At 69.8% G+C, this 4,328-nt stretch carries 2 protein-coding genes; both read left to right on the plus strand.

Annotated features, from left to right (window positions below):
- The first annotated feature begins 197 nt into the window (after positions 1-197).
- Positions 198-2,183, plus strand: a complete 1,986-nt coding sequence (locus KN815_RS44720; RefSeq protein WP_216347539.1) for a beta-ketoacyl reductase — start codon at positions 198-200, stop codon at positions 2,181-2,183.
- Between the two features lie 57 nt (positions 2,184-2,240).
- A partial coding sequence (locus tag KN815_RS44725; protein WP_216347540.1) for a type I polyketide synthase occupies positions 2,241-4,328 on the plus strand: 2,088 nt, incomplete at its 3' end.

The raw sequence follows: 4,328 nt of genomic DNA on the forward strand, positions 1-4,328 counted from the left end.
TGACCGCTCTGGCCGATGGCGACGGACTGCCTGCACTGCGCCCGGATCGCTCTGAGCCCCTTACCGTGATGGCCGCTTTGGGCGGGCTGTATGTCCGAGGCATCGAGATCGATTGGGCGGCGGTGTTCCCGGGTGCTCGGCGTGTTGATTTGCCGACGTATGCGTTCCAGCGTGAGCGGTTCTGGCTGGAGCCCTCGGTGGCTGAGCCCCCGACCAGTGCCGTTGACGCGGCGTTCTGGGAGGCCGTCGAGCGTGAGGATTTCGGTTCGTTCGGTATCGACGCTGGGCAACCGCTCAGCGCGGCTCTCCCCGCCCTGGCGGCGTGGCGGCGGATGCGGCAGGAGCAATCGGTCATCGACGGCTGGCGATATCGGCTCGGGTGGGCGCCGATTCCGGGCGTCTCCGAGGAGGCCGTCCTCACCGGCACATGGCTGCTGGTGGTCGAGCCGGGCGGCGGCGCCGATGACCTGATGGGCGCGATGCGCACGGCGGGGGCCGAGGTGCGGATGGTGACGGTGGCAGAGGCCGCGGAGTTCGCAGAGGCCGCGGAGCCGGAGACCGTCCAAGCCATGTCGGGTGTGGTGTCGCTGCTGCCCGTCGAGGAGACCGTCCTCCTGTTGCAGACGCTTCGTACGACTGCGCCGTTGTGGTGTGTCACTCGGGGTGCGGTCTCGGTGGTCGACGGGGATGTGGTGGATCCGGATCAGGCGGGGCTGTGGGGGCTTGGTCGGGTGATCGGTTTGGAGCATCCGGATCGCTGGGGTGGGTTGATCGATCTGCCGCCGGCTGTGGATGAGGGTGTCGGGGCTTGGCTGTGTCGGGTTCTGAGTGGGGGGACAGGGGAGGACCAGGTTGCGGTCCGTGCCACTGGGGCGTGGGGTGCCCGGCTGACCCGGGTGACACCGGCGGCGGACACGTCCGCCGAGTGGCGTGGTCGCGGGACTGCTTTGGTCACCGGGGGTACGGGCGCGCTGGGCGGTCATGTGGCCCGTTGGCTGGCGGGGGCTGGTGTGGAGCGGATTGTGCTGGCGAGTCGTCGGGGGGCCGAGGCGCCCGGTGTCGCGGAGTTGGTGGCGGGATTGGAGACGCTCGGTGTGGTGGTGTCGGTGGTGGGGTGTGATGTGGCTGATCGAGGCGAGGTTGCCGCGTTGGTGGCGGGGATTGCGGATTTGCGCACCGTGGTTCATACGGCGGGTGTGCTGGATGACGGTGTGTTGGAGTCGTTGACGTCCGAGCGGATCCGGGAGGTGATGCGGGTCAAGGTGGCGGGGGCGCGGAATCTGGATGAGCTGACGCGGGGTCGGGATCTGGATGCCTTCGTGTTGTTCTCGTCAGCCGCGGGGACGCTGGGAAACGCGGGTCAGGCGAGCTACGCGGCGGCCAACGCCGTTCTGGACGGACTGGCCCAGCGGCGCCGGGCCGAGGGACTGGTGGCCACGTCCCTTGCCTGGGGTGCCTGGGCCGACAGCGGCATGGGAGCGGCTCAGCGACAGCTTCCCGGAATGCCCCCGGAACTGGCGATCGCCGCACTTCAGCAGTCACTGGTGGCGGACGAGACCACGATGATGATCGCGGACGTGAAGTGGTCGAGCTTTGGCTCCCGGTTCACCGCCGTACGGCCGAGCCCGCTGTTGAGCGAGCTGCTGACGGTCGCCACTCCGCCCATGGAACCGGTCGAGGAATTCGCCACCCGACTGCGCGGCATGTCGCCGATCGAGCGTGATCGGGCGGTGCTGGGACTGGTCCGGACCCACGTGGCGGCCGTGCTGGGGCATGCGAAGCCCGCTTCCGTCGACCCCGCGCGGACCTTCCAGGAGGTCGGCTTCGACTCGCTCACCGCGGTGGAGCTGCGGAACCGGCTGGCCACCGCCACCGGCGTAGCGTTCCCGGCGTCGGTCATCTTCGACTATCCGACCACCGCGGCCCTCGCCGACCACGTCCGGGCCCAACTCGTCCCGGGCGAGACCGAGGGCGATGCGACGTCCGTGCTCGACGAGCTGAACAGGCTCGAAGCGGTGTTGTCCGACCTGTCCCCGAGCGACCTGGCCGGTGCCGAGGTCGCCGCGAAGATCAAGAGCCTGCTGTCCCACTGGGGCGCGGCCACCAACCGTGACATTGAACTGGATTCCGCGACGGACGAGGAGATGTTCGACCTCCTCGGCAAGGAATTCGGTATCTCGTGAATCTGCCGTCGAGTTCGACTCCGAGCGAGTCCAGCACCGCGTTGAGAGGGCTGTCCTGTGGAGAATGAAGAGAAACTTCGTCATTACCTCAAAGAGGTCACGAAGGATCTGCGGCAGACCCGCCAGCGCTTGCAGGACATCGAGGCGAAGAGCCACGAGCCCATTGCGATCATCGGCATGAGCTGCCGTTTCCCCGGTGGCATCGCGACGCCGGAAGCGTTGTGGGACCTGGTGCGCGACGGTGGCGACGCGGTGTCGGAATTCCCGGTCGACCGTGGCTGGGACACGGAAGGTCTCTACGACCCGGAGGGCGGTTCCGGGAAGTCGGTCACCCGCTACGGCGGATTCCTCCACGGCATCGCCGATTTCGACGCGGCGCTCTTCGGGATATCCCCCCGGGAGGCCATCGCGATGGACCCGCAGCAGCGGCTGATGCTGGAGACTTCCTGGGAAGCGTTCGAGCGGGCCGGTGTCAACCGTGACGCCGTGCGGGGCAGCCTGACCGGGGTGTTCATCGGCACCAACGGCCAGGACTACGCGACGCTGCTCAGCGCGGCGCGGGACGATGTGCAAGGCCACCTCGGCACGGGCAGCGCGGCCAGCGTCCTCTCGGGACGAGTGGCCTACGCCTTCGGTCTCGAGGGGCCGACGGTCACCGTGGACACCGCGTGTTCGTCCTCTCTGATCGCCCTGCATCTGGCCGTCCGGGCGCTGCGCAACGGGGAGTGCGAGCTGGCGCTGGCGGGCGGCGTCACGGTGATGACGACGACGAACACCTTCGTCGAGCTGTCCAAACAGGGCGGGCTTGCGCCGGACGGCCGGTCCAAGGCGTTCGCGGCGGGCGCGGACGGCACCGGCTGGGGTGAGGGCGCCGGGATGCTGCTGGTGGAGCGGCTGTCCGACGCCGAACGGCACGGCCACCCGGTGCTGGCGGTGGTGCGTGGTACCGCCGCCAACCAGGACGGCGCGTCGAACGGGCTGACCGCGCCCAACGGGCCCGCCCAGCGCCGGGTCATCCGCGCGGCACTGTCCGACGCCCAGCTCTCCACCGGCGATGTCGACGTGGTGGAGGCGCACGGCACCGGCACCAGGCTCGGGGACCCGATCGAGGCACAGGCCCTGCTGGACACCTACGGTCAGGATCGGGACCTGCCGCTGTGGCTGGGATCGGTCAAGTCGAACCTGGGCCACACCCAGGCCGCCGCGGGCGTCGCCGGGGTCATCAAGATGGTGCTCGCCATGCGCCACGGCGTACTGCCGCGCACCCTGCACGTGGACGAGCCGACCCCGCATGTGGACTGGTCCGCGGGCGCGGTGCGGCTGCTCACGGAGCGGACTTCCTGGCCGGAGAACGACCGGCCGCGCAGGGCAGGAGTTTCCGCCTTCGGCGTGAGCGGCACCAACGCCCACGCGATCCTGGAGCAGGCACCGGAGGCCGAGCGCACCGATCCGCCCCGCACCGAACCGGTGGCGGTGCCCTGGGTGCTCTCGGGCCAGGGCGAGGCCGGTCTGCGCGCGTTCGCGGCCCGGCTCGCCACCGTGGCCACCGAAGCGAACCCCAGCGACCTCGGATGGACCCTTGCCGCCACCCGCTCGGCGCTGTCACACCGCGCGGTGGTGATCGGATCCACCCCATCGGACCTGCTGAACGGCCTTGCCGCGGTGGCCTCCGGAGACCCGGCCCCGAACGTGGTGGAGGGAGTGGCCGGTCCCGACACCGGCGTGGTGTTCGTCTTTCCCGGACAGGGCTCGCAGTGGGCCGGTATGGCCGTGGAACTGCTGAACTCCTCCCCGGCCTTCGCCCGCCGGTTCGCCCAGTGCGCCCGGGCACTGGAGACGCATCTCGACTGGTCCATCGAGGACGTGGTGCGCTCCGCGCCCGGTGCGCCCTCGCTCGACCTCATCGAGGTGGTCCAGCCGGTTCTGTTCACCATGATGGTGTCCCTCGCCGAGCTGTGGTCCTCCTACGGGATCACTCCCTCCGCCGTGGTCGGGCACTCCCAGGGCGAGATCGCGGCCGCCTGTGTGGCCGGGGCGCTGTCGCTGGAGGACGCGGCCAAGGTAGTGGTATTGCGCAGCCGCCTGTTCGCCGAAACGCTGGTGGGCAACGGTGCGATCGCCTCGGTCGCCCTGCCGGCGGAACAA

Source organism: Streptomyces niphimycinicus (assembly GCF_018883605.1).
GTDB lineage: Bacteria > Actinomycetota > Actinomycetes > Streptomycetales > Streptomycetaceae > Streptomyces > Streptomyces niphimycinicus.